The 23,303-nt window shown below is 41.6% G+C and carries 20 protein-coding genes; 2 read left to right on the top strand and 18 right to left on the bottom strand.

Annotated elements, in window-relative coordinates; all coding sequences use genetic code 11:
• Positions 1-68: 68 nt before the first annotated feature.
• The 13 genes from RHS_RS13395 to RHS_RS13455 form a co-directional block, all read right to left on the bottom strand.
• Complete coding sequence (locus tag RHS_RS13395; protein WP_027293569.1) at positions 69-1,346, bottom strand: adenylosuccinate synthase; 1,278 nt, start codon at positions 1,344-1,346, stop codon at positions 69-71.
• Between the two features lie 92 nt (positions 1,347-1,438).
• The gene (locus RHS_RS13400; RefSeq protein ID WP_047833486.1) at positions 1,439-2,344 is read right to left on the bottom strand and encodes a LysR family transcriptional regulator; all 906 of its coding nucleotides are present in this window, start codon (positions 2,342-2,344) and stop codon (positions 1,439-1,441) included.
• A gap of 94 nt (positions 2,345-2,438) precedes the next feature.
• Positions 2,439-3,755: a Na+/H+ antiporter NhaC family protein gene (locus tag RHS_RS13405; protein ID WP_081820213.1), complete on the bottom strand. Its 1,317-nt coding sequence runs from the start codon at positions 3,753-3,755 to the stop codon at positions 2,439-2,441.
• Between the two features lie 131 nt (positions 3,756-3,886).
• Entirely contained in the window at positions 3,887-5,320 is a 1,434-nt protein-coding gene (purB, locus tag RHS_RS13410; protein ID WP_044293084.1) for an adenylosuccinate lyase, read from the bottom strand.
• 42 nt (positions 5,321-5,362) lie between these two features.
• The gene (purF, locus tag RHS_RS13415) at positions 5,363-6,808 is read right to left on the bottom strand and encodes an amidophosphoribosyltransferase (RefSeq protein ID WP_027293565.1); all 1,446 of its coding nucleotides are present in this window, start codon (positions 6,806-6,808) and stop codon (positions 5,363-5,365) included.
• Positions 6,809-6,999: 191 nt separating this feature from the next.
• Positions 7,000-7,704, bottom strand: coding sequence for a phosphoribosylaminoimidazolesuccinocarboxamide synthase (gene purC / locus RHS_RS13420; RefSeq protein ID WP_027293564.1), 705 nt, complete (start codon positions 7,702-7,704; stop codon positions 7,000-7,002).
• A gap of 133 nt (positions 7,705-7,837) precedes the next feature.
• Entirely contained in the window at positions 7,838-8,593 is a 756-nt protein-coding gene (locus RHS_RS13425) for an amino acid ABC transporter ATP-binding protein (RefSeq protein ID WP_027293563.1), read from the bottom strand.
• Between the two features lie 103 nt (positions 8,594-8,696).
• On the bottom strand, positions 8,697-9,347 hold the full coding sequence (locus RHS_RS13430) for an amino acid ABC transporter permease (protein ID WP_027293562.1): 651 nt from the start codon (positions 9,345-9,347) through the stop codon (positions 8,697-8,699).
• 73 nt (positions 9,348-9,420) lie between these two features.
• Positions 9,421-10,344, bottom strand: a complete 924-nt coding sequence (locus RHS_RS13435; RefSeq protein WP_027293561.1) for an amino acid ABC transporter substrate-binding protein — start codon at positions 10,342-10,344, stop codon at positions 9,421-9,423.
• A 293-nt stretch (positions 10,345-10,637) separates the two neighbouring features.
• Positions 10,638-11,018, bottom strand: a complete 381-nt coding sequence (locus RHS_RS13440; RefSeq protein WP_047833487.1) for a hypothetical protein — start codon at positions 11,016-11,018, stop codon at positions 10,638-10,640.
• A 461-nt stretch (positions 11,019-11,479) separates the two neighbouring features.
• Positions 11,480-12,277, bottom strand: coding sequence for a hypothetical protein (locus tag RHS_RS13445; protein WP_027293559.1), 798 nt, complete (start codon positions 12,275-12,277; stop codon positions 11,480-11,482).
• Between the two features lie 15 nt (positions 12,278-12,292).
• Positions 12,293-13,462: a DUF5716 family protein gene (locus RHS_RS13450; RefSeq protein ID WP_027293558.1), complete on the bottom strand. Its 1,170-nt coding sequence runs from the start codon at positions 13,460-13,462 to the stop codon at positions 12,293-12,295.
• 12 nt (positions 13,463-13,474) lie between these two features.
• Positions 13,475-17,023, bottom strand: a complete 3,549-nt coding sequence (locus RHS_RS13455) for a DUF5717 family protein (protein ID WP_044293088.1) — start codon at positions 17,021-17,023, stop codon at positions 13,475-13,477.
• A gap of 286 nt (positions 17,024-17,309) precedes the next feature.
• Between RHS_RS13455 and RHS_RS13460 the strand changes: the two genes are divergently transcribed.
• The gene (locus RHS_RS13460) at positions 17,310-17,999 is read left to right on the top strand and encodes a phosphatase PAP2 family protein (RefSeq protein WP_242849079.1); all 690 of its coding nucleotides are present in this window, start codon (positions 17,310-17,312) and stop codon (positions 17,997-17,999) included.
• A gap of 93 nt (positions 18,000-18,092) precedes the next feature.
• Here RHS_RS13460 and nrdR read toward each other — a convergent pair whose 3' ends face one another.
• Positions 18,093-18,542 (bottom strand): transcriptional regulator NrdR, encoded by a 450-nt coding sequence (gene nrdR / locus RHS_RS13465; RefSeq protein WP_047833488.1) that lies wholly within the window; start codon positions 18,540-18,542, stop codon positions 18,093-18,095.
• 250 nt (positions 18,543-18,792) lie between these two features.
• On the opposite strand from nrdR, the gene RHS_RS13470 reads away from it, so the two are divergent.
• On the top strand, positions 18,793-19,050 hold the full coding sequence (locus RHS_RS13470) for a YlmC/YmxH family sporulation protein (protein WP_027293555.1): 258 nt from the start codon (positions 18,793-18,795) through the stop codon (positions 19,048-19,050).
• Positions 19,051-19,057: 7 nt separating this feature from the next.
• On the opposite strand, the gene RHS_RS13475 is transcribed toward RHS_RS13470, so the two are convergent.
• The 4 genes from RHS_RS13475 to RHS_RS13490 are packed head-to-tail and all read right to left on the bottom strand — an operon-like array spanning position 19,058 to position 23,229.
• Positions 19,058-19,750 carry a response regulator gene (locus RHS_RS13475; protein WP_027293554.1) on the bottom strand — a complete coding sequence of 231 codons (693 nt, stop codon included), beginning with the start codon at positions 19,748-19,750 and terminating at the stop codon, positions 19,058-19,060.
• Complete coding sequence (locus RHS_RS13480) at positions 19,740-21,167, bottom strand: ATP-binding protein (RefSeq protein WP_044289292.1); 1,428 nt, start codon at positions 21,165-21,167, stop codon at positions 19,740-19,742. Before RHS_RS13480 ends, RHS_RS13475 begins: the two co-directional genes overlap by 11 nt.
• Positions 21,168-21,218: 51 nt before the next feature.
• Positions 21,219-21,872, bottom strand: coding sequence for a TrkA family potassium uptake protein (locus tag RHS_RS13485; RefSeq protein ID WP_027293552.1), 654 nt, complete (start codon positions 21,870-21,872; stop codon positions 21,219-21,221).
• 13 nt (positions 21,873-21,885) lie between these two features.
• On the bottom strand, positions 21,886-23,229 hold the full coding sequence (locus tag RHS_RS13490) for a TrkH family potassium uptake protein (protein ID WP_176731009.1): 1,344 nt from the start codon (positions 23,227-23,229) through the stop codon (positions 21,886-21,888).
• Positions 23,230-23,303 lie beyond the last annotated feature (74 nt).

The raw sequence follows: 23,303 nt of genomic DNA on the forward strand, positions 1-23,303 counted from the left end.
TAAATACTCCCGTTTATTCCGGCTGTTTTATATTGCTGTTTATATCTAGCTGTTTTCCCGGTAATCCATTATTTCCTATAAATAATATCGTCTCTTCCAGGTCCGTTGGAAATCATGGTAATTGGGAATCCTAAATGTTTTTCAACAAATTCTACATATTTTCTGCAGTTTTCCGGTAAATCTTCATAATTTTTAATTCCGCGGATATCTGAATTCCAGCCTGGCAGAACTTCGATTACCGGTTTTGCCTTCTCCAATTGTGAAGTTGTAGGGAAATCTGTAGTTACTTTACCATTAATTTCATATCCGGTACATACCGGGATCTCTTCTAAGTAACCCAAAACATCCAGAACAGTAAAGGCAACATCTGTCGTTCCCTGAATTCTGCAGCCGTATTTGGATGCTACACAGTCGAACCATCCCATACGTCTTGGACGTCCTGTCGTTGCTCCGTATTCACCGCCGTCTCCGCCGCGTCTTCTTAATTCATCTGCTTCTTCACCAAATATTTCACTTACGAACGCACCTGCTCCAACTGCGCTGGAATATGCTTTTACAACCGTAACAATCTTTTTGATTTCATATGGCGGAATACCTGCCCCTATAGCACCATATGCTGCTAATGTAGACGAAGATGTAACCATTGGATAGATTCCATGATCCGGGTCCTTTAAAGAGCCTAGCTGGCCTTCTAACAGGATAGTCTTTCCTTCCTGAATTGCATCCCATAAGAAAGCAGATACATCACATACATAAGGCTCTACCATTTCTTTATAGCCTTTTAATTCTGCCAGGATTTCATCCGGGTTTAATGCAGGTTTCTGATATAAATGCTCTAAGATTACGTTTTTCTGAACACATATGCGCTCCACTTTTTCTCTTAAAGCTTCTTCATCAAATAACTCACTTACCTGGAAGCCGATCTTGGCATATTTATCCGAATAAAACGGTGCAATTCCTGATTTTGTAGAACCAAAGGACTTTCCTCCCAGACGTTCTTCTTCACACTGGTCAAATAGAATGTGATAAGACATTACCATCTGTGCACGGTCGGAAACCAGAATTTTGGGAGCCGGAACCCCTCTGTCTACAATCCCTTTTATTTCATTAAATAATACAGGAATGTTCAATGCTACGCCATTGCCTATTACACTGGTTGTATGATCATAAAATACTCCTGACGGCAGCGTATGCAAAGCAAATTTACCATAGTTATTAACGATAGTATGACCTGCGTTTGCGCCTCCCTGAAATCTTACGATTATGTCTGCTTTCTCGGCAAGCATATCTGTGATCTTGCCCTTGCCTTCATCTCCCCAGTTTGCTCCTACAACTGCTTGTACCATAATGAGATCCTCCTGTATCTGTTTTTTAAATAGTTATCGTATTAAATCAATGTTACGGATATAGTATACTACTTTTCTTTGCATAAGTAAAATTAATATTGATTATGCTTTGTATAACTCCACATTATATCAATCAGGCACTGAGCCGCCACCGACAATGGATTTCTCCGGTCTATTGCCAGGCATATATTTCTCTTTGGAATATCTTTTTTTAATTTTAACTGAAACAATGTTCCGTTTTCGATATACGCACTGGCAAAGTCCTGCATAACTGTAGCCACTCCCAGATTTCTGGCTGCAAACTGAACGATCATATCGCTGGTAGCCAATTCAATTTCCGGATTCAGGACAACTCCGTTTTCCTGCAGAAATTTATCCATATATGCTCTTGTACTGGTCTTTTTCTCCAAACAGATAATAGGGAGACTTTCCAGTTCCTTTAAAGAAATTTCACGCTCTTTTAAATCCATAAATTTGCTGCCTGCCACAAATACATCTGCAATTTCACGTACCGGCCGGATTTCCAGCTCTGTCTTTGCCGGAAGCGGATCCGTTACAACTCCGAAATCTATTTTCCCCTCCTGCATATAGCGCAGGGTTTCCGGAGTCGGTCCGTTTGTTACCGTTAGCTTTACCTTGGGATATGCTTCATGAAACTGCTGAAGGTAAGGCAGAAGATAGAACTGGAGCGTCATATCACTGGCTCCAATCCTTATTTCACCGGTTTCCATATTCTGCATGTCCCGGAGTTTGCGCTCTCCCAACATCATATATTCATATCCTCTGGCAACATAAGAATAGAGCATCTCCCCCGCTGATGTTAACCGCACACCTTTTCCGGTTCTGACAAACAAGGTGATGCCAAGCAGCTTTTCCAGCTGTTTAATCGCCTGGCTGACGGCCGGCTGGGTTATAGAAAGCTCTTCCGCAGCCAGGGTGATTCCTCCAAGTTTTCCAACATAATAAAATATCTTATAATACTCCAAATTTATATTCATGGATGTCCCTGCTTTTCTTACGTATTCATTTGCAATGGGTTAACGTGCTTTCTCTGTTTGTGCTTTCTCTGTTTGTGCCTTATCTGTTTGCGCCTTATCTGTTTGTGCCTTTTCTGAAAATGATAAAAATAATTGCACTGATCCCCATCAGTATGGGATAGAAAAGGTATGGCATAATCTGAAACGGTGTGAGTGCCGACAGACTTGCCGCTGACAGCAGCTGCGCTCCATAAGGGATCAGTCCCTGCCCTACCGAAGCAAAGATATCCAGAAGAGAAGCACTTCTTCTGGGTGAAATATTGTATTCCTCGCTGATTTCCTTTGCAATGGGACCTGCCATTACAATTGCTACCGTATTATTTGCGGTACAGGCATCTACTGCTGCTGCCAGGAATGCAATTCCAAATTCTCCGCCCTTCTCACCACGAATACTTCTCTTGATCACGTACAGGATGTAATCGATGCCGCCATAGGCCTTTACCAAAGCCACTATACACGCAACAATTAATGAAATTACTGTTATGTCATACATTCCGGTAACACCTTCACCTACCACTTTAAAGATATCACCTATGGGAATTGTTCCGGTACCAACACCTACTGCAAGAGATAATACAATGCCGCTGATTAGCACCACGAATACATTTAATCCAATTAATGCGCCGATCAAAACTATGAGATAGGGAGCAACCTTTAGAATATCATATTCCAGATTGCCAAAGTCCTGTTTTCCACCTGTCCCGGAGATAACCAGGAACAGCACCATAGTAATAATTGCAGCGGGAAGTACAATAAAAAAATTCTCCTTGAATTTATCCTTCATTTCACATCCCTGGGTACGTACTGCGGCGATCGTGGTATCGGAAATCATGGATAGGTTGTCCCCAAACATAGCACCGCACACAACTGCACCGATACAGATCGGAAGGGCAATCCCGGTTTTATCACTGATACCCACACCGATTGGCGCCATAGCTGCTATGGTTCCCATGGATGTTCCCATGGAAATAGATATAAAGCAGCCAATTAAAAATAACCCTACAACAGCGATATTGGAAGGCAGAATGGATAAGCCCAGATTCACAGTGCTCTCTACACCGCCTGCCGCTTTAACCGCTCCGGAGAAACCGCCTGCCACCAGAAAAATCAGGCACATGGTAACAATGTTTTCTTCTCCGATTCCTTTTGTAATAACACTGATTTTTTGCGCATACGGCAGTTTACGGTTCTGAGCAAAGGCTACTAACAGAGCAATCAAAAATCCAACGATTGCCGGCATACTGTAAAAATCTCCGGTCACACAGCCCATTCCGATAAATATAACTAAAAACACACCAATAGGCAGAAGTGCCCCCGGGTTTCCTCTTTTATTTTCTGATTGATTTTCTTTTTTATTTTCTTTTACCATCATCTCTTCTCTCCTGTCTTTTGCCCATGTATGTTACAGATTTTCATGGGATCCTCCCAAATAAAATCAATGCTGAAAGAGCCGCCGCACAAGACATATGTACGACGGCCCCTGCGGCATTTCACCTGCTTATATTATACGTTAATTTCTGCTTTCATACCCAGAATTTCTTTATTTTCTTCTAAAACCGGCTTTACATTCTTCGTAAGGAAATTATCTACCTGTAATGGAGCACGTCCAACATATTTAGAAGGATCCATGGTCTTCTTCAATTCTTCCAGAGACATGTTGAATGCAGGATCTGCTGCAATCAGTTCCAACAGATTATTATCCTTTCCTTCCACTTTCACATTCTTACCTGCTTCCATGGAAAGTTCACGGATTCTCTCATGTAATTCCTGTCTGTCACCGCCTGCTTTTACTGCATCCATCATGATGTTTTCCGTTGCCATAAACGGCAGCTCTGACATCAGGCGTTTTTCGATTACTTTTGGATATACCACCAGTCCGTCTACCACGTTCAGGCACAGATCCAGGATACCGTCAACCGCGAGGAATCCCTCCGGAACAGAAAGACGTTTATTAGCAGAGTCATCCAGCGTTCTTTCGAACCACTGAGTCGCAGAGGTAATAGCAGGATTTAAAGCGTCTGCCATTACAAATCTGGATAAAGATGCAATTCGTTCACTTCTCATTGGATTTCTCTTATATGCCATTGCGGATGAACCGATCTGGGTCTTTTCAAATGGCTCTTCTACTTCTTTCAGATGCTGAAGCAGACGGATATCATTGGAAAATTTATGTGCACTTGCAGCGATTCCTGCTAATACATTTACCACCCTGGTATCTACTTTACGGGAATATGTCTGTCCGGATACTGCATAGCATTCACTGAATCCCATTTTTGATGCAATCATAGGATCAATCTTGTCTATTGTTTCCTGATTACCGTCAAAGAGTTCCAGGAAGCTTGCCTGTGTTCCGGTAGTACCCTTGGAGCCAAGAAGTTTCATGGTAGAAATAACATAATCCAGATCTTCTAAATCCAGCATAAATTCCTGCATCCAAAGTGTAGCGCGCTTCCCCACAGTTGTTGGCTGTGCCGGCTGGAAATGCGTAAATGCCAGTGTAGGAAGAGATTTATATTCATTTGCAAAGCTTGCAAGTTCTGCAATTACATTCACTAATTTTCTCTTTACTAGCTTTAGAGCTTCAGTCATTACAATGATATCTGTATTATCCCCAACGTAACAGGATGTTGCTCCCAAATGGATAATCCCCTTTGCTTTCGGGCATTGTACACCGTATGCATACACATGGGACATTACATCATGACGTACTACTTTTTCTCTTTCTTTTGCAACATCATAATTGATATCATCTGCATGAGCTTTTAATTCTTCTATCTGCTCTTGTGTAATATTCAAACCCAGTTCTTTTTCTGTCTCTGCCAATGCAATCCATAATTTTCTCCAGGTGCGGAATTTCATATCCGGAGAAAAAATATACTGCATTTCCCTGCTTGCATAACGTTCCGATAACGGACTTTGATATCTATCTGTACTCATTTTATATCTCCTCTATTATCTGTAGAATTTAAGGGGTATTCCCTATTTCGTGTATTCACCGCGGATGTCTTCTGTCGGCGGTTCCATTGGATATTCGCCTGTGAAACATCCTTTGCAGATGGGGCGGTTGCCAATCATTTCACCCAGGCGTCTGATCGCCAGATAGGCCAGGGAATCTGCTCCGATCACCTGTCTGATCTCCTCGATAGAGCGGTTATAAGCAATCAGCTGTTCTCTTGCCGGTACATCGGTACCAAAATAGCATGGCCATAAAAACGGCGGCGAACTGACTCTTACATGTACTTCGGCCGCTCCTGCTTCTTTGAGCATGCTTACAATCCGGTCGCTTGTAGTACCGCGAACGATGGAATCATCGATCATGACAACTCTTTTTCCTTTAACTGCTTCTTTTAATACGTTTAATTTTACACGGACGCTGGACTCACGGCTGCTCTGCTTTGGCTTAATAAAGGTACGTCCCACATATCCGTTTTTGACAAATGCCGTACCGTATGGAATACCGGACTGAAGAGAATACCCAAGAGCCGCAGCATTGCCTGATTCCGGCACGCCTACTACCAGGTCGGCTTCCACCGGTGAATCGATTGCAAGAAATTTTCCGGCAAGTATTCTGGAATGATAAACGCTGACTCCGTCAATCCTGCTGTCCGGTCTGGCAAAATAAATATATTCAAAAATGCATCTGGCTTCCTGTTCTTTTGGAAGGCACATACTGGTATCCGATTGTATGCCATCTTTCGTAATGGTTACAATTTCACCGGGCAGCACGTCTCTTACAAATTCTGCACCTACCGTATCCAGAGCACAGGTCTCGCTTGCCAGAATGTACGCATGATCTCTTTTACCAATGCACAGGGGTCGAAATCCATAGGGATCCCTTGCTCCCATTAATTTTCTTGGAGACATGACTATTAGGGAATAGGCTCCCTTAATTTTCATCATAGCACGTTTCACAGCTTCTTCTGCCGTTTTTGATTTTACCCGTTCTCTGGCAATATGATACGCGATTACTTCAGAATCGATTGTGGTCTGAAAAATAGCTCCGTCATAAGCCAGCTGGTCGCGAAGTTCCGTCGCATTGATCAGATTGCCATTATGCGCCAGAGCCAGCGTTCCTTTTATATAATTTAATACCAGCGGCTGGGCATTCTCACGCGTGCTGCTGCCCGCTGTTGAATAGCGGACATGTCCAACCCCAATGTCACCTTTCAGATTGTCAAAACTGTCTTCTGTAAATACTTCATTTACCAGTCCCATTCCTTTGTAGGACTGTACCCTGCCTTTTGGACCCTGGGTATCACTTACCGCAATTCCACAGCTTTCCTGTCCTCTGTGCTGCAATGCAAATAATCCATAATAAATGGTGGACGCAACATCGTTTCCATCAAAATCATAGATACCGAATACACCACATTCTTCTTTTAATCCGTCAAACTCTTCCACTTGTTCATGTAAATGATTGTTCATCCGTCTAGCCTTTCTACATGCACCCGTTACCTTGTTACCATATCCCGTTTGAAAAGTCATTCCCGCCGTCTGCACGCCCCGCTTTGCGGCATATCTGCCCCGCATTCAGGTTACATGGCCAGGGGTCTTAAAATACAGTGCTCTTACGAAAATCACAGTGGATGTAATATCCACTGTGTCTTTTGTTTTTCTTATAATCCAAGACGAGAGAAAACTTCGTTGTAAGCTTCTTCTACATTTCCCATGTCTCTTCTGAAACGGTCTTTATCTAATTTTTCATGGGTTGCTGCATCCCAGAGTCTGCAGGTATCCGGTGAAGTTTCATCAGCCAGGATAATCTGTCCATGATATCTTCCGAATTCAATCTTAAAGTCGATTAATTCGATATTTGCTTTTAAGAAATATGCTTTTAACACTTCATTTACTTTCAAAGCATATTTGGAAATTATTTCGATTTCTTCTCTTGTTGCCAGGTTTAATGCGATTGCAAAATAATCATTGATAAGCGGATCGCCTAAATCGTCATTCTTATAACTGAACTCTAAAGTAGGAGCTGAGAATTTCGTTCCTTCCGGTACGCCAAGTCTCTTTGAAAAGCTTCCTGCTGCAACATTTCTAATGATAACTTCTAATGGAACAATCTCTACTTTTTTAACTGCTGTTTCTCTGTCGCTTAACTCTTCAACGAAATGTGTTGGAACGCCTTCTGCTTCGAGAATTTTAAAAACATGATTGGTCATACGGTTATTAACAACACCTTTACCAACGATAGTACCCTTTTTTAAGCCATTAAATGCTGTCGCATCATCTTTGTAGTCTACAATTAATACATCCGGATCTTCCGTTGTGTAAACTTTTTTTGCTTTTCCTTCATAGAGTAATTCTCTTTTTTCCATTTTGAATCCACCTATCCTTCTTCATATAGTTATCAGTATCATGACCAGAATCGACCGATCACCTACAAAATTATATAACATTGTAATTTATAAAGCAAGAATAATTCTCTAAAATACGACACGCATTTACATTTTAGTGGAATTTGCCCAAAAACTCCTGAGTTCTTGCATTGTCTGAGCGAAATAATTCCTCAGGTTTTCCCTGTTCCACTATCACGCCGCCTTCCATGAAGATAATATGGTCTGCCACATTCTTCGCAAAATTCATTTCATGGGTAACAATGACCATGGTCATATGTTCTGCCGCAAGATCTTTAATGACTTTGAGGATTTCTCCTGTCAGCTCCGGATCCAGTGCGGATGTTGGTTCGTCGAAAAATAAAACCTTTGGATTCAGCGCCAGTGCCCTTGCAATAGACACACGCTGCTGCTGTCCCCCAGATAACTGAAAAGGATATGCCTCTTCTTTTTCGGATAATCCCATCTTGGCAAGCAGTTCTTTTGCTTCTTTTTTCACCTGTTCTTTATCCCGTTTCTGTACTCTGACAGGTGCATCCATCACATTTTTCAGAACATTAAAATGCGGAAATAAGTTGAAATTCTGGAATACCAGTCCAAAGTTCTGCTGAATCTTCTTCAGCTGGTCTGCCTTTGCGTAAACTGCTTTTCCGTCCGGTCCCGTAGTAACCGCTTTTTCCCCCAGATAAGAAAGCTCACCGGAGTCCATGGTTTCCAACAGGGTTGCACATCGCAAAAGCGTGGATTTACCGGAGCCGGAAGGACCTATAATTGCCACCACTTCTCCCTGTTTTACGGTAAGTGAAATATCTTTCAGAACTTCCAGATTTTCAAATTTCTTCTCTATGTTATGAATTTCCAAATAATTCATCTGACATACCTTTGCCGCAGAAATACCTGCAGCACTGCCCGTTTGCGTAAGGATCGAATCCTTGCGGGCATTCCTTTCTATTCTTAATTTTCTTATGGTATATTTATCGGTAATAATTCATTTTCTTCTCTGCCTTCTCCATCAGAAATGCTACAATGAAGTTAAAAATGTAATAGAAGATACCAGCCGCCACCAGGGGCATCACGTTTGTACTGGATGATGAGAGTGCCTTGGCAACCGTAAACATCTCTGATACAGCAATTACCATTGCCAGGGAAGTATCTTTAACCAATGTAATCACTTCATTTGTAATAGACGGAAGAATTCTCTTAATAACCTGCGGCAGTATAATGGTAAAAAAGGTCTGCACTTTATTATAACCCAGAAGCTTTGCCGCCTCGTACTGTCCAACGGGCATTGACTCGATGCCGCTTCTGTATATCTCAGCAAAATATGCAGCATAATTCAGTGCAAATCCAATAATAACTGCTATAAAACGGTATGATGCCTGTATCTTTATGCCGAACAGGTAATATGGTCCAAAATAAACCACCATAAGCTGCAGCATCAGCGGTGTTCCGCGCATGATTGATATGTAAATTTTTGCAATATTTCGAATGACACCGTTCTTCGACATCCGGCCAAATGTAATTACCAGTCCGAGCGGTATGGAAAACAATAGGGTCAGTCCAAATATTGCAACAGACGTCAGCATTCCCTCCGATAATTTTGTTAACATCATTGCATAATCCATGTTTGCTTCCTCCATTTTGTATCAATCGCAAAAGAGAGGGGAATCTTCCCCTCTGATTGTTTTGCGTCTTTATTTATTTTCCTATAATTGTAATATCCTTGCCAAACCATTCATTGGAAATCTTAGCAAGCGTTCCATCTGCTGCCATTTCTTCTAAAGCTTTCTGAACAGCATCTTTTAATGCGTCGTTTCCTTTTTTGAATCCGATTCCATATTCTTCTGCTGCAATTGCTTCATCCAGCACTTTGAAATCTGCATCTCTTTTTTGGATCTGATAGCTTGCTACTACATTGTCCATTGCAATTGCATCCACTGCTCCGGATTCCAGATCCATAAATGCGGTATTATAATCCGCTACTGTAATTAACTGTCCAAAGCTGCCTGAGAGATCCGGTTTGTCATTTAATGCCGCCTGGGCACTGGAATCTGTCTGCACATCTACTACTTTGCCGGCAAGATCTGTTAACGCTTCAATCCCTGAATCTGCTTTTACGACAATTACCTGATCATTTTTCATATATGGATCAGACCATGTATAATCATCTTCACGTCCATTCATGGTAAATCCATTCCAGATACAATCAATTGTTCCGGAATTTAATTCCATATCCTTGGCATCCCATGCAATGGGCTGATATTTTATTTCTTTACCCATACGCTTTGCAACCTCAGCTGCTGTAGCCAGGTCAAATCCTGTAAATTCACCGTCATCTCCCACAAATCCCATTGGTGGGAAATCCTGATCGAATCCTACGGTAAAGGTGCCGCCTTCTGCTGCTCCATCTGCAGATGCTGCTTCCGTTGTCTTTGCTTCCGTAGTACCCGCCTCAGATGCCGCTTCTGTCGTTGCTGCTTCGGAAGATGCTGCCTCTGTTGTTTTGGAAGTTCCACTCTCAGCCGCCGCCTTTGTCTCACCTGTACCGGATGAGCCGCATCCTGACATCATAGCTGCTGCTAAAGCAGCCCCTAACATAACGCTTAAGATTTTCTTTTTCATAATAACAATTCCTCCATTTTATACCAAACGCTTTTTATATTTACCGAGTGATCACTCTGCTCTGGTAAATCAGTAAAATCATACTAACATAAAATGATATGACTGTCAATTGTGAAAATATACCGTTCCGGAACGGATAAGAAAAAACGCACCCGAATGGTCTTACAAAAGCAAATCCAAAAGCACAAAAGAGCGAAAACCTGCTCAAACAGGACCTCGGTGTTACAAAACCCAATGAGAAATGGCTGAGCGACATCACAGAATATGTTCAACCCCTATGCGGTATCGAACTTTCAGCATTCATTCCAATAACTAGGATCATATGGTGGCTCAACGCCTCCTGTAGGAGCTAAAAATGGAGAAATATTTTCCAGAGTGCAATTTTTTTTAAAATCAGATGCTTCATAAGCCCTTGCTTTTTGTTGGTATAAGCTATCAGTAAATAACTCTGATGGAACATAGCTTATCGTCTCTTTCAGATCATCGGGTAAACCATTATACCAATCTAACCATTTTAATGTTTCGTCAGATAGATTATTTTTATCGTACTTTTGCCCCTCATACACAACAAAATTATCCTCTGATTCTGCTTTATTCTCATCAGCCGATGCAATTAATATCACTGAACAGAAGATAATAAATGTCACTAATAATAAGAATATTCTTTTAGCCATAATCCTTCTCCTTTCCAAATAGAAACGAAACACACTCTGCTACATCCAAAAAAGAACAGCCGACCACAACCCAAGGGTCTACACCCTGCTGAGAAAACCAGCTTTGTGGCGGCAACCTGAATCTCGGAAAGATGGGAGTGGGAAACTTGTATGGACGGAGGAAGCGTAGAGCAGAGCTGAGTATTTACTTACCTTTCCGAAGTGTTTTTTGGCGGATAGTATTCGACTGGCTCCCATCGGATACTAAGCGGGCACTGAACCGAGAAATGCATCAGGATTTCTCGGTGAATGCCCGCGTGCCGCCAAAAAGCGCTTCGGAAAGGTTAGAAAATACCAGTTCTGCGGCCAGCTAACGGAGTCCATACAAGTTTTCCACTCCCATCTTTCTGTTGCACCATCTCCATCTACAAAGCGTCCCTTAATCAGCTAAACCCAAATTCAAGAAATTGTTCGCTGTAGTACTAAGAACAAGTACTTTTATGATACTGCGCTTTTAATTTCTCTACAATTTCCTCCGGCTCCATCCCTTTCAGGCTCCTTGCCAGATCACTGTCTTCTGCTTCTTTACAAATCTGCGCATTCCTCTTTTGAAGCTCCGCTACCATGATCTTATCCGCCTTGACTTCTTCAAGACGTTTTTCGTATGCTTCCTGTGACAGATAAAGCGGAAGAAGGGAAAGATACTTCTGGAATGTATCTTTTGATTTCACAATGCCGTAGGACTGCCACAGGCAGTTTGCTGCTTCTTCAAATAAAAAGAGTTTTGCATATGCGCCTGCCATATTGCAGAGTATGGAAGCGTAGAACTGAATTCCAAGATTTCCCGGATTGCGGTCTTTCAGTATCTGATAATATTCTTGTATCCCATTGATATACATCCCATATTCCACAAGGTAATCGGCTTTCATCTTTCTTCTTAAATCGTCGGGCTGGATTTCAATTTTTGAAATTTCCTCCTGTATCTGCTGAAACTCCTGATGGGAAAGATATCCGATTTCCTTGAAAATAGGAAGAATAAAGTTTCCGATACTCTCGTCTTTATCTAACTGCTGGTAGAGCTTCCGGTAAAGCTTATCAAGCCCCAGTTCATCCCTTATCCAGTCACACAGTTTTTCGTTGATAATCGTATTATCAATAAGATAAATATTTTGCTGAAGATAATAGCACAGTTCTTCGATAGAATAAATATTCGTACTGATACTCTCGATATAATATGGATTTTTCGCCTTTTTTATCTGGCATAATACGTATCCGCTCAATGCTTTATCTCCTTTCTATACATCTATAATCTCTTCCCAGGTCTTCCCTGAGGAAGGGAACAGTCCTCCAAATCCAAGATCCCGTATAAAGACTTTACACTTATGAACTGACTGAAAAGATATGTTAACTTCAAGTCTGGTTGTCTTATTCGGCCGTACCGGAAGCCCTTCCAGCAAAATGCTGTGAGTTCTGGCGGGACTGGAATCGATGGGTTTGAAGTAAAGGATTAATTCATCCGTGTCATCCAGAATCAGTTCGTAAGTATGATATGCCTCATACCAGTCCATACCTGCATTAAGGCAGAGATAGTAATTATCTTTTCCCCGGATCAGCATCTGCATTCCCACATTGACTTCCACCATATCTTCACCGACATACAAAAAGTCTCCGATATTGCCAATCCCTTTTCTCTGCATGGCTCCATAGCAGGCTCCTTTTGTATAGAGATTCCTGCCCTGAAAAGCATGTCTTCTGTTATTACAGAGATATTGAAGGGAACGTACCGCCCAGGTTTTATCAAAATTATCACCAATGAGATAGGTGGACGAGAAAATCTTATTTGCAAATATCTTCTGTATCAGACCAAGAAAAAGACGATCTCTTTCCAAATCCCAATCCGTATCTTTTTTTCCTCTTCTGACTTTTTTGTCAAGGGAAAGCTGCGCCATTTTAGTAACCCGTACCAGTGCCGGCCTGGTCTTATAATCTATATCCAGTTCAAATGCAGTAATTTTAGAATCTTCGTATTCAAACAACGCAACTTTATAATTCCAGAGTTCTTTTTTCTGGTTCAGGGTAAAGTAGAAAAAACTTTCCCGGTAATCCTGGAGAAACACATGGCTTCTCTCTATCCCCAGCATGGCAAGGGAAGATGGAATTGCACTCACCCAGGGTTCTTCCATTTTTTCCATTGTAACCATAATGCTGATATCTTTTGCCGGTTCCTCTGTTCCCAGCATGTCAAAGCACTCCTTAAAAAAATTACTTAAAAGGACATCTCCCAGCTCCTTTTTCCCCTCCACCAGAGGGAAGATGTCCCTGGGGGTGGGAATCAGGTATTTCTCCTGTCCCTCCTCCGTGCTGATCGTAATCGGATCTGAAATTTTGTGGTTATAAAATGTAATCAGCGAAAAATTTCTGCCCAGATCAAATCCGACAATGACCTCATTTATTTCGTTAATCATAGGTGCCTCCATCTAATTTGTGTAACCGCCGAATAAACGGCCGATAAAATAATTCTGCTCTATATAAGTCTGCTTATTGTCTTCTACCGCCTGTTTATTACCAGTTTGTATCGCTTCCATCATATGGTTAATCAAATCATACTGGCTGTTTCCTTCCGGTTTTGACTTTTTGGTATAATAAATGGTCTGATCTTCTGTTGTAATCGTCTGGTTATCCAATTCCTCCACCAGATGCCAGGTCAGTTCATCTCCATAAAACAGCGTAAATTCTTTCACAAAGATACCTTCGTACATATTCTTCATCGGTTCTGTTTTAAATCCATTTTCTTCCCCGCCCAAACGGTAATGGAGCACAACTCTGGACTTTGGATTGGCGCGATATTCCACATAGGTTTTATCAGATAGCTGGTATGGCCTTGTGAAGGCATCCGGCAGTTCCTCAAAAAATGCAAAACGGAGTCCCTCATAGGAGATATCTTCCATCATACGGTTAATTACAGTTTCCTGCCCATCCGTCAGATCCGGCTTTTCCGCATAGTTTCTTAAGAGCGCCAATTCACATATGCGTTCCGGAACCTGCTGCTTCACAGCCAGACGCTCAATATAGTCGAATACCGGCTGGGCAACCTGCTTTTCTTTTACAAAATAGTTATAAGCACTCAGGATAACGTATGCCAGGCAGATTTGCTTTTTCCCCATCTTTTTGCGGTATGAATCGAAAATCTCTTCCGTATCTTCCGACCCTACTCTCATAAACAGTACAAATATCAGGATCTTCTCTTCCATTTCAAATCCATCCAGCCCAAATTCCCTGCCTGCTTTCCAGATGTTTTTCATAATCTCAATCGGACCATCATAATACATCAGAAGGTAGGCTAAGATTGTCTCATCGTATTTTTGGCTGGCAAAACAATAAGCGCACAGGAACAGCAGCATGTCATCCGTCCCATATTCCTTTTCCAGAATCGTTCTGCTGCACAGGCGGACCAGCTGAATCAGATCTATATTTTCCGGGCCATAGATACTCACAAGTCCGAATGCCTCCTGGCACATGCCTTCCTCTGTCAGAAGCTCAATTAATTTCTTTTTGTCAGTTTTCACAAACTCATGGTAATCAATCCTGTGAAGATACTCATAGCGCTGCTCAGCGGCAGGATTCTCATAATAATACTCCAGAATCTTACACCTGAGCTGTTCTTTATAAGTCTCCCTGATCTCTTCAATTTCCAACAGCCTTCCATAGCTGTCCGCATTTTCTGCTGTTATGAGAATTTCTTTGGAATCCAGATAACAGCTGTTTAGTACAAGGCCCGCATTATCCGGACAAAGTTCTCTGCAATATTCCCGAAAAGCCGGTCGATCCATCAATTTTGTCAATGTATATGGAATCTCTGAAGCATACCGGTTACCCTCTTCGTCTTCAAACAAGATCCGGTAATCCCCGGTATACAGTTGAACATAAGCTTTTCCATCCTGAATAACAGATCGTATCTCATTCTTTAACTGGCTGTGAATTACAATTACTGACTTCATGCGGGCAATATCACACTTTAATTCATAAGTAAAAATTGCTCTGGCAAGACCATCCGCCATCCGTTTATTCATAATCGCTTTTGTCAGAAAGGTATCGTAAATCAACGCAAGATCCCTGCTGATTCTGCCCAGTGCCAGCTGGTCAACCATAAACCGCTCCATAGCAGGGCGGTAACTCTTGTAGGTCTCCGGATCTTTACTGTGATTTCTGATTACATTGGCATACACAAAAGCCTTTTTATTGTAGCTCAAAGTATTATTATAGGCAAAATACATCCGCACCATCTGAGGCAGGATTCTATCCGTATCATCCTCCATCGTTTCAATATAATATTCGTATAGTCCTGTCAGGCGCAGTTCATATTCCACCCCTTTTGCGTACCATTTGAAATACTTCTTTTCTGTTTTATGCCCCTTGATTAAGAGACTGCAAACCGCCGTTATGATGCTCTTAACCGGATACTTCTCATAGCAGTAAGTCAGCACTGCGAAAAGTCCTTCGTTAAATTCCCGGTGACGCAGGGTTAGTTCTGCCGCCTGCTCAGCGATTTCCCGGTTCATAACTTCTTCCTTGCACACAAAACGAAGAAGCTGGATTTCAAAGTCATCCAGACGCTTTAATATCAGGGGTTCCTTCTGAAGAATCTGTACACCTTCCACATACATAACCGGACTTGTACATCCGCAGATATACTGATCCCGCACCGCTGACATCCGATCCAGAGGACCACAGACAGAAGGTTCCTGCAGATAAAGAAGAATCCACTGAAGCATCCAGTTTTCCTTATTCTGCAGATATAGTTCATATACCTTCTCTTCTATATAATCAATATATTTCGTATCCCGGTTATAAAATGTAGTGAGATAAAGGTAATAGCCCTCCAGTTCCGGCCTGTCTATCCTGTCTTTATGATTCTCGATCTCTTCCAATGCCATACATGCATCTACCATCCGCTCTCTTGCGAAAAGAAGCTGCACCTGATAAAGTTCGAAAAATACATGGTTTCCTCCCGCGTTGCGGTAATCCCCCAGCGCCCTCTCGGATACATCCAGCCATTCCCCCAGCTTTTTCCGCTTTAGCCGAAAGTCCATATAAGCGGACATCATCCTGGCAACCGCCCGATGCTGCTTATATCCCTTCCTTTCCCCGGAACCTTTTACCGCCTTAAATGCCTCGATTTCAAAAACAAGTGTTTCGTATCCGGAAGAGAGGGTAATCCTTCCAAAATTTTTCCCGCCATGGAGTTTTTCCAAATCGATCACATATTCCAGTGAATACGTACTTCCCACGAACTCATCCGTGGTAACCGTTTCATGATCAATTGTTATAAAATCTGCATCTGCCTGTATATCCAAACGCAAAAATCCCCAGCTGTCCTTGGTAAGTGTCAACACTTCTTTCGTAGACTGGGTCATAACAGGAAAACTTCTGGACAACTCAGACATATGCAGTTTTACCGGTTTTTTCTTTCCACAGCCAACCAGAAACTCTTCCAGACTGCGATAGCTGAAATTCTGTCCACGGATGCCTTCATAGAGCGATGCAAAGGAGGGCGTCCATTTGGGCAGCATATGATAAAACTCGGATGATATAAAAAGCACATATGCTTTCTGGAAATCTTCTTTTGCCAAAGCCGTAAATTCATCCAGACTCTTATATGCCACTGCCAGTTCCTGCTCCTTAGAATACTCTATCTCTAAACGAAATGGAATACGATACTCTCCCAGATTGGAGCAAATCGTAAAGGCGCCTTCTAATACCTCGCCTTCTTCCATTCCTGTCGTATCGATCTCATATACAATTTTTTCATTGTTTCCAAAAAAATCAGATGGCTCATAGGCAACTCTTGCGCTGGAAGAATAGATGAATCCCTTCATCTTCTTTTCTTCCGGATTGCCGATCTCAAAACTGCCCCTGTATGACTCTCCCTTTTTGACCAATACCCTGATTTCATCAACAGAAATGTTCATCGTGGGAGCTTTATATTCAAAAATACCATTTAGTAATTGTTCAATTCTTCTTTTCAAAGGAATCACCTGCACTTTATTTAATCTATGAAGAGTATAACACTTTAGGTATATGACGCGCAACTGTCTAAACGACAATTTGTTTTTGTTTTTGACATTTTTAAGGAATTACTGCCCGTTAAGATTTGGTTGTTTTTCCTCAACTTTCCATCACCTTCCTCTTAAGATTTTCTGAACTTTGTGAACTTAACGTGAACTACATTGTTCAAAACTGCTCATTATGGTATAATTTTTTTGATTCTACGGTGCTTATGAAAAACTTTATTCAATGGGAGGAACCTTTTACGTGAATACAAAAAAGAACAGTAAACATCTCTGGATTATTCCAGTGTACGGCATTTTTTATATGCTGTCGTTTTCCTTTCTGGAAAATCACGTTGTTGATCACAGGGAAATTATCCAATCCCGTTTAGACGACCTGATCCCATTTTCAGAAATCTTTGTAATTCCTTATTTTCTGTGGTTTTTGTACATAGCCGCAACTGTAATTTATTTTGCCCTGTTTCAAAAAAACATAAAAGATTACTATCACCTCATTGCCACACTTGCAATTGGGATGACACTGTTTTTAGTAATCTCTCTGTTATGGCCCAACGGACATACGCTGCGCCCAAGAAGCTTTGAACGGGATAATATTTTTGTCGACATGGTCAGATATCTTTATACAATTGATACACCTACCAATATTTTCCCCAGCATCCATGTCTTTAATTCCGTGGCCTGCTGCATCGCAATCCGCAGCAGCAGCGCACTGAAAAAACACAGAATTTTACAGACCTGCGTATTTTTGCTGACAGTCTCCATTGTAATGGCAACCGTTTTCCTGAAACAGCACACAATCATAGATGTTATAGCTGCACTGGTTCTGAACCTGATCTGCTTCCAGCTAATCTACAAATATCAGTCTATACTGGCATTTATAAAATCACTGGGAGAGAAAAGGAAGAAGAAGATTTTTCACTCAGACATTTTTTGAGTGAATTGGAAAAAGATATAAACTGATCTAAAAAGAATCCGAAAAGATGTACCGCCGTCCGGCGATTACATCCTTTCGGATTCTTTTTGATTCTTATTTTAAAATTTTCTTTAATTCATCCATAAATGTATTTACATCCTTAAATTCCCGATATACCGATGCAAATCTGACATACGCCACGGGATCCAGTTCTTTTAACTTGTCCATGACAATCTCGCCGATTATGGTACTTTCGATCTCTCTGTCTTCCCGATTGAAAACATCTGTTTCTGCTGCATCTATCATTTCATTTATTTTAAGAACCGGTATTGGTCTTTTATAACATGCCCGAAGTACTCCTGCTTCTATTTTAGACCGGTCATACTGTTCTCTGTTCTGATCTTTTTTGATTACAATTAACGGAATGGTCTCAACTTTTTCATATGTAGTAAAACGCTTCCCGCATTCATCACACAGCCTGCGCCGTCTGATGGAATTATTATCATCTGCCGGTCTGGAGTCCACTACTCTTGTATTATCCTGGTTGCAAAATGGACACTTCATATTATTACCTCCTTATCTGCCCCTCTTGAGCATATCTCCCCTGCCAATATTATGTAGATTGCATTTTCTGTTTTGAGTATATCCAATCCCTTAATCCCTGTCAATCAATTTCATGTAAAAATATGAATAATCGCCGGGGTGGTGCAATATAATGTAAAAATATCCAGAGTATGTTTGAAAGATGCTTGTACCAGGAAGTACCTTCTGATTGGTGCATAATTTTAAAATAGCCTCTGACCGGGGAGCTTTTATGCGTATTTGTGATTTAAAACAAAAGGAAGTTATTAATGTATGTACCTGCGGCTGTATTGGATGCGTCAGCGATGTGGATATTGACCCCCGTACCGGCCGAATCCTCTTCTTAATTGTACCGGGACCCGGAAAAATCTGCTCATTTCTGGGCCGCGATACCGAATTTATCATCCCCTGGGAATGTGTTACACAAATCGGCACTGACATCATCCTGGTAGAGGTTGATGAAGAAAAAATAAGAAAGAAGTGCGAATAGGGCCGTTTTACGAAGTAAAACGATAACCCACTCCCACTTCTGTCAGAATAAATCTAGGATCGGCAGGATCCTTTTCGATTTTTCTTCTGAGCGTTGCCATGAATACTCTGAGGTTCCCAGGTTCTATGCCCTCTGTATAACCCCAGATCTGATGAAGAATATAATTATGAGTAAGGACCTTGCCTCTGTTTTCTATTAATAAATTCAGTATCTTAAACTCGATCGGAGTCAGATGGATTTCTTTTTCATCGATCAGAACCTTATGTGCTTCGTTATCCACCGTGAGATAATCACACTGGAAGATCTCTTCCGGAATCTTTTCCACACCTCCGGTGCGTTTACGAAGTGCAGCTCTGACTCTTGCCATCAATTCTCCCATATAAAAGGGCTTTGTCACATAGTCGTCTGCTCCGGCATCCAATGCCCTGATCTTTTCCTGTTCTTCCTGACGTGCGGAAACCACAATAATCGGTACTTCCGATACTTCCCTGACTTTCTCAATAACCTCCATACCGTCTCCATCCGGAAGCCCCAGATCCAGGATGATCATATCCGGACGATTTGCATAGAACAGGCTTACGGCATCCTGCACTTCTTTTGCCACACAGAATCGGTAGCCTTCTTTCTTCAGGCTCATTGAAATAAAGTTAATAATGTATTTATCATCTTCCACAATCAATATATTTTTCTTATCTTCCATCTGCATTCACTCTTTCCGCATTCAGCCAAAATGTCAATCTGGCGCCTCCGCCCGGTTTATTCTCTGCCCATATCTCACCGCCGTGTTCTGTGACAACTGCCTTACAGATCGCCAGCCCAAGGCCTATGCCCTGCTTTTGCTTGGAATCCCCGCTTGCGGAAGTAACAAATTCATCAAACAGCTTTCCCATCATTGCATCTGCGATCCCTTCGCCATCATCTTCAACCTGTATGAAGACCTTTTTGTTCCGGAAGCTGGCAAGTACCGATATTCGCCCGCCCTCTTTTGTATGCTTCATGGCATTGTCCAGAAGATTGATCATCACCTGAACCATCATCTTCCCATCCATCTTCGCCACAATCACTTCATCGGGAAGGGAGACGGTAAATTTCCGCTTCTGATGAAGATCTCTGATATGGCTTGCCGCCTCGTAGATAATATCATCAATTACTTCCGGCTGTTTATTAATATGAAGGCTTCCGCTTTCTATCTTAGTCATATTCAAAATATTTTCCATCATCTTCATCAGCCAGAGTGCCTGTTCATTAATATCCGTTGCTAATAACTGGATATTGTCTTTTTCCAATTTTTCGGAATCCAGAATTAGTCCGCAGTCGCCGATAATTCCCGTAAGCGGTGTTCGAAAATCATGGGAAATACTGCGCAGCATCCTGCTTTTCATATGTTCCCGTTCCATTTCCACCTTGATCTGCTCCTGCTGCTGGTACACCAGTTCCCGGTCCAGTGCAATCCCGATCTGATTCGCAGCGGTCTTGATCAAAAGCTCCTGCTCTATGGAAAGACCCTCGTTCCGGTTATATACTTTCAAAACACCTAACTGTTTTTCTAATCCAATGATCGGCACCATCATATAGTCACCCAGCCTGTGGTTTTTGTCCCGCATTTCGGTACTCTTGTCTCCGATCAGCTCCACTTCACTTTCGAATTTGGTATGCTCAAAAATATAGCGGATTCCAAGGCGGACGATATTTTCCTTTCCCGTCACATTAATAAAACTTTTCGACATCTCATGCAAAAGTCTGGCCGCCTGTTCATTTTTCTGTGCGATCAACAGCTGCTTTTGGAATTTAACTGTCAGATTATAAGAAATAAGGGATGCAATCAGAAATATGATAATCAGGACAATATCATTAATATCTGCAATCCGGAAGGTATGCAGCGGTGCCGTAAAAAAGAAGTTAAATGACATAACGCTGATAAAGGATACCGCCACTCCATACTGATAACCATTGGTATATGCCGTTGTCAAAAGTACCCCGATCATATAGATCATCAGCGTATTTTCTTTTGCAATTCCGGCACTGTTTAACAGAACGGAAAAAAGAGTCGTACCCGCTACAATGGCCACGACTCTGCCAATATATTTCATATGCTGAAGATATATTTTTTTATCCATTTCCAAACCTCTTTAATCGTTTAATTCCTTCTTTCATCCTATTCTAACATGTTATTTAATATTTGCCAATATCTTGTCGATGTCATTTCGCTGACCGATAATCATCAGATGTTCATTTCCGGTCAGTACATAATCTGCATGAGGAAGTAATTTCACATCCCTCTCTACCTTTATCCCTAATATACTTACATGGTATTTAGCCCTTACATCTACCTGTTTAATACTCTTTCCTACCCAGGATGGCAGGGGAGGGATCTCTAAAATAGAATATCCTTCTGTCAATTCTACATAGTCGAATACATGATTGGCACTATGGCGTACCGCTATCTTTTCTGCAATATCCCGATCCGGATAAACTACCTCATCCGCTCCGTTCCGAAGAAGGAATTTAGCATGAATATCTCTGTTTGCTTTACTTACAACATATTTACCGCCCATTTCTTTTACCAGGCTGGTAATTTCAAGACTGCTCTGGAAATTCGATCCGATACAGACGAAACAAAGGTCAAAATTACTGATTCCAAGGCTTCTTAAGACCTCCTCATTTGTACAATCTCCCACCTTTGCTGTAGTTGCATAGGGTAAAAGGTCAGAAACCTTCTCTTCATCTTTATCGATAATCATAACCTCATTATTCATTTTCGATAAATTGATGCATAAATGGTGGCCAAACCGCCCCATCCCTATAATTAATATCGTCTTCATGTTTATCTCCTTCTTATCCTATCGTAATTTGCTCAACCGGCTGTACTACCGGTGTCGTTTTTTTATTCCCTCTCAATGATAATGCAAACGATAAACTTCCGATTCGTCCGCAGTACATAAGAAAGATAATGATTATTTTAGAAATAGCATTCAGATCCCGTGTAATTCCGGTAGACATACCTACGGTACCAATTGCTGAGAATACCTCCAGTAAAACGTCTGTCATTGGTATTGGCTGTATAGCAGTGATCAGTATCACGGCTCCCACAGACAGGAAGAGATTAGTGCACAAAACCGCACTTGCTTTTTTAATTACGTCATCGCTCAATCTCCTGCCATATATATTACAGCAGCGGTTCTGTGTAATATTTTCTCTTAAATAGAAGATCATGACTACCAGCGTTGTTGTCTTAATACCGCCTGCTGTAGACCCCGGGCTGCCGCCTATGAACATCAGTACTATGGTCAGCAGCTTACTGCTGTCCTGAAGCGCCGCTGTGTCCACGGTATTAAATCCGGCAGTTCTTGCGGTAACAGAGCTGAACAGCGAACTTAAAATTTTACCGCTTGGGGACATATCACTGATGATGTGGCTGTTTTCAAATAAGTAAAATAATACCGCCCCGCCGAAAATCAATACCAGGGTTGCTGAAATTACGATTTTCGTATGCAGTTTATACTGGCGGAATTTCCATTTATGGGTCCAGATATCATCCCAAACCAGAAATCCGATACCTCCTACTACAATTAACGTCATTATGGTCAGGTTTATAATCCAGTCATCATAATATCCGGTAAAGGAAGCATAGGGAATCTCTTTCCCCATCAGATCAAATCCAGCATTGCAAAATGCGGAAATTGAATGAAAGATTCCATAAAAGCTGCCCCGCAGCACTCCGAATTCAGGTATAAACCGGATACTTAATAATATAGCACCAAGTCCTTCGAAAAAGACAGTGCCGATTATGATTTTCTTTGCCAGGCGGACAATACCGCCAATCTGCATGGTGTTTACACTTTCCTGTAAGATACCTCTGGTTCGGAGTCCTATTTTTCTTCTTAATATAATTGAAAAAAATACGCCGATGGTCATAAATCCCAGTCCGCCGATCTGAATCATTCCAAGGATAACCAGCTGTCCAAACAGTGACCATTTCTCCACGGTATTGCTAACCACCAGGCCGGTAACACAAGAGGCTGAAGTTGCTGTAAAAAAAGCATCCAGGAAATTGGTCATCTGTCCATCCTTACTTGAAATCGGCAGAGTCAAAAGCAGCGCACCCGCCAATATGATTGTAAGAAACCCAACTGCAATCATCTGGGTTTGAGTTAATTTTTTATACAATAGCTTCAGCATTTTATTTATGTCCTTTCCTTCATACGCACTTTAAAAATTTTAACTTAAATCATCCTGCTGCAAGTTCTAATTAT

Origin of the sequence: Robinsoniella sp. RHS (assembly GCF_001029355.1) — a bacterium.
In the GTDB taxonomy this organism is placed as follows: domain Bacteria; phylum Bacillota; class Clostridia; order Lachnospirales; family Lachnospiraceae; genus Robinsoniella; species Robinsoniella peoriensis.